This window comes from Streptomyces sp. ActVer (genome assembly GCF_027270795.1).
In the GTDB taxonomy this organism is placed as follows: domain Bacteria; phylum Actinomycetota; class Actinomycetes; order Streptomycetales; family Streptomycetaceae; genus Streptomyces; species Streptomyces umbrinus_A.
The window spans coordinates 1-3,989 of sequence record NZ_JAPWHT010000659.1 but is presented as its reverse complement, the minus strand read 5'-3'; the positions used below and the strand labels follow the sequence as shown (position 1 = coordinate 3,989).

The 3,989-nt window shown below is 72.2% G+C and carries 4 protein-coding genes; all 4 read right to left on the bottom strand.

The window, feature by feature from the left end:
• Positions 1-346: 346 nt before the first annotated feature.
• Complete coding sequence (locus tag O3Q52_RS49930; RefSeq protein ID WP_269655060.1) at positions 347-1,021, bottom strand: response regulator transcription factor; 675 nt, start codon at positions 1,019-1,021, stop codon at positions 347-349.
• A complete protein-coding gene (locus O3Q52_RS49925; protein WP_269655059.1) occupies positions 1,018-2,208 on the bottom strand; it encodes a sensor histidine kinase in 1,191 nt (396 codons plus the stop codon). Before O3Q52_RS49925 ends, O3Q52_RS49930 begins: the two co-directional genes overlap by 4 nt.
• 107 nt (positions 2,209-2,315) lie before the next feature.
• The gene (locus O3Q52_RS49920) at positions 2,316-3,473 is read right to left on the bottom strand and encodes an ABC transporter substrate-binding protein (protein ID WP_269655058.1); all 1,158 of its coding nucleotides are present in this window, start codon (positions 3,471-3,473) and stop codon (positions 2,316-2,318) included.
• Positions 3,474-3,614: 141 nt separating this feature from the next.
• A partial coding sequence (locus tag O3Q52_RS49915; protein ID WP_269655057.1) for an MFS transporter occupies positions 3,615-3,989 on the bottom strand: 375 nt, incomplete at its 5' end.

Here is a 3,989-nt window from a genome sequence, read left to right as displayed (position 1 = left end):
GGGGGAAGACGGAATGGGGGGAGCGGAGAGCGGGAGAGACGGGGAAACGGGGGAGCGCAGGCAGGCTGGACAGGGTGGCCAGACCTCGCGAGGCATGGGTTGAGCAGCGGTTTCGGGGCGGTGGGGTGCCGCCCGACAGAGATAATCCGAACACGTACTATCTCGGCTTGGCAAGAGGTCGCGCGCCGAGTTAACACGGTTATTTCATGACGGTCCGTCAGGTAAATCGGGCACTTCCGGCTCGACCTCGGCTTCGCCGGCGCATCGCTTTCGGGTGCTTGTCACGCCCCGGCCAACGGAGGGAGGGCTTGTGCGGGCGGGCCTGTGGGGGCGACGGCCGGGCGCCTCATCCGCCGATTTCGAGCAGTCCGCGCCGGACGGCCTCCGACACCGTGCTGGCCCGATTCTCGGTGCCGAGCTTGCGGTAGATGCGGACGAGGTGTGTCTTGACCGTGGCCTCGGACAGGTGCAGGGCTCCCGCGATGGCCCGGTTGCTGTGTCCCTGGGCGAGAAGCCTGATGACCCCGAGTTCACGCTCACTCAGCACCGGGCCGCCGCCCATCGTCCCGCCGACCAGCTGAGCGGTGGCCTCAGGGGCCAGGCCCATGCCTCCGGCCGCGGCGGCGCGTACCGCGCGGAAGAGTTCCTCGGGCGGACCCGCCTTGAGGACATAGCCGCGAGCGCCGGCCTCCATGGCACGGACGACGTCGCCTCTGTTGCCGTAGCTGGTCAGGACGACGACGTCGACGCCGGGAACGGTGGCCGTGATCCGGCGTGTCGCGGCGATGCCGCCCACCTCGGTGTCGGAACCCGTGCCGCCGCCCTGCGTCAGCCGCAGGTCCATCAGGACCACGTCGGGCCGGTGCCGGCCGGCGAGGAGGACGGCCTGCTCGCCGTCGCCCGTCTCGTCGATCACGTCGAAACCGGGCTCACCCTCCAGCAGGGCCCGCAGACCGGCTCGTACCACGGCATGGTCGTCCACGATCAGGATCCGCACCGCGACCGCGGGAGCGTCGTTCACGCCGCGCCCGCGGTGGCGCGCGCCTGCACCGGGACGGTGGCCCTGGCCCGGGTCCCGCGGCCGGGCACTCCGTCGACGGTGAGCGTGCCCTCCAGCTGGGCCAGCCGGTCGCGTGCGGCGGTCAGCCCGAATCCGCGGCCCTCCCTTCCGGGGAGCGTCGCCGCCGGGTCGAATCCCGTTCCGTCGTCGCTCACCTCGACCGCGACAGCCCCGTCCGCGTGGTGAAGCGTGACCCGGACATGCGTGGCGCGGGCGTGCTCGCACGCGTTCGCCAGCAGCCCGCGGGTCACGCGCAGGAGGGCGACGGCCCGGTCGGCGGGTACGGGACCGGGCTCACCCCGTGTGGAGACGGAGACCGCGGGAGCGCCCGGAGCCGCGTCGGCACGGGCGCAGAGGTCGTGCAGTGCCGTCTCCAGGCCGTCGCGGTCCAGACCGGGCGGGGTGAGGTCGTGGATGATCCCGCGGGTCTCCGCGAGATGCGTGCCGAGCGCGTCGACAACGGTCCGCACTTGCCGCCTCGCCGAGTCCGGCCGGCGTTCCCAGTCCCGGTCGGCGGCCTGGAGCAGCATGCGGCTCCCCGCGATCTCCTGGGCCAGGGTGTCGTGCAGGTCCCGGGCCAGCCGGGCCCGCTCGGCAAGGCGACCGGCCTCGCGTTGCTGAGCCGCCAACTCGCCTCTGGTGGCGGCCAGTTCACGCATCAGCCGGTCCTGGGCGCGGTGCAGGGCCACGGTCGCCCAGATCGCCGCGGTCGGCGGTGCGATGAGTTCGAGGTCGAAGCCCCCGATCCTGGTGAGCGCCGCCACGAGCAGCGCGGTCGTCAGCCAGAGCCCCGCGAGAGGCAGCCGGCGTCCGGGCATCCGCTGCGCGACGACGGCCAACGGGACGGCCAACCAGACGTACCCGGTGGCGAGTTCGGACGGAAGGGCCCAGCAGACGTACCCCCACAGCAGCAGGAGCAGGCCCAGCCAGGCGGGCCTGCCCCGGGTGCCGAGACGGTCCCATCGCGCCAGCCCGCCCACGTACGCCACGGCCAGCAGCACGATGGGCGGGGCGATGATCCAGCACAGCCACGTGTGCACGGCGATGAGCCGGGCGAGGGTGCCGACGACGACGGTCAGGAAGACCAGGTGCGGAAGGTGCCACGCCGACAGGGACAGCCTGCGCAGGGCGGAACGAGAGGGGGGCACGGCAGCGGCTCCCTGCTGGGTGACGGTCATGACAGGGCGGCAGACTTTAACCCGAACCTGTGTGTGACCGGCGTAAACCGGCAGGGAGCCGCGGGAGGCCATCCGCGTCAGCGGCCCGGGTGCAGGCCGAGGACGCCGGGGGAGGGGGCGCCCTGGACCTCGCCGAAGTACAGCGCGAAGGTCTGCTTGAGCTGTTCGACCCTGGCGCGGTCCTCCATGAACACCGGGAAGCCGTCGAGGTTGGCGTCCTTGTACTCCCAGATCGGCCTGAGACCGCTCTTCAGCGGGACATCCGTACGGACCGACCAGCCGCTGAACGACGACCCCTGGACCTCGGAAGACAGCATCCAGTTCAGATACAGCTTGGCGGCCGTCGGGTGGGCTCCCTGCCTCAGGATCGCGGCCCGCTGGCCCCACGCCATGAACGGGTGCCCCTCGCTGGGAAGAGCCCACCGCGACGCCCCGCCGGTGGCGAGCAGGCTCCCCGACGAACCGACGCCGACGCTCTTCTGCCCGGCACTCACGGCGACGCCCGCCTTGTGGGAGCCGCGGGCGAACTGCGGCTGCTGCCCGGCGAACTTCGCGACCCACTCCCAGCCGTACTTCCGCACATAGAGCGAGAACAGGTAGAGCACCGCGTCGTCGTCGTGCGGGTACGAGGAGGCGATGGCGCCCTTCCACCGCGGGTCGACGAAGTCCAGCGGTGTACGGGGCACGTCGGCGCCGACCGCCGCCACGTTGTAGACGAAGCTGAAGGCGATCGCCATGACCGCCGTCCAGGCACCGCCCGGGTCCTTGAACTTCGGGTGGACGGCGGAGAACCCGGCGGGCTTGTAGCGCAGCAACTCGCCCCGCCGGTCCCAGCGGGTGAAGTCCTGCAGGGTCTGGAGCTGGACGACGTCCGGGACCAGGGTGCCCGTGGCGAGCTGGTTGTCGATCCGTACGTCGTGGAACTTGCTGTAGTCCACGACGATCGTCAGGTCGATGTCGGGGAACCTGCTCCCGAACCCGGCCCTCACGCCGGCCAGCTGGTCGTCGACGTCACCGCCCGCGTAGACGACGAGCTTTCCGCCCTCGGCGAGAGCGGCCTGGTACAGCTGGTCGAGCGAACGGGTCTCCTCGCGGCCGGAGGCACCGGAAGACGACCGGGCGCCGTTGCCGCGCCCGGTCTCCGCCGCGCTCGCCGTGGCGGCCCCGGTCGCTGCCGCCAGTGTCGCTCCGGCACCGACCGCGAGAACGTTGCGCCTGCTGATGTTGCTGGACATGAGTGGAGTGGGTCCTTTCTCCGCCTGCTGGGCATGGGTCTCGCACGTCGCGGCCTCGGCTTCGATCCGGGGCAACCGCGGGCGGGAAGAGTCTCCGGCCGCGGCGCGTGTCGACGCATCGCCCATAAGCACGCACCCCGTTCAACCCTTCGGTGGAACGGCGCTCGTCGCGGCCTGCGGAGATCCGGTACGCGCCGGGCCCGGCGGCCGGGTGAAATGGCGGGCGCAGGCGAGGAGAAGAACCGCCAGGGCGGCCGGTGCCGCGTAGGCGAGACGGAAATCGCCGGTGGAGCCGAGGAGCCCGCTCACCGCACCACCGGCGACCACGCCCGCGTAGTTGAAGAGGTTCAGGCGGGCCAGGATCGCCTCCGAGGCGGCGGGGCGCAGCCGTGCGGCGGAGGCCAGACACAGCGGGGCCAGGACGGACGCCCCCAGGCCCACCGTCCCGGCCGCGAGCACGGCGAACGGCCAGCTGGGCGCGGCGGCCATGCCCGCCAGGGCGCCCGCGACCAACAG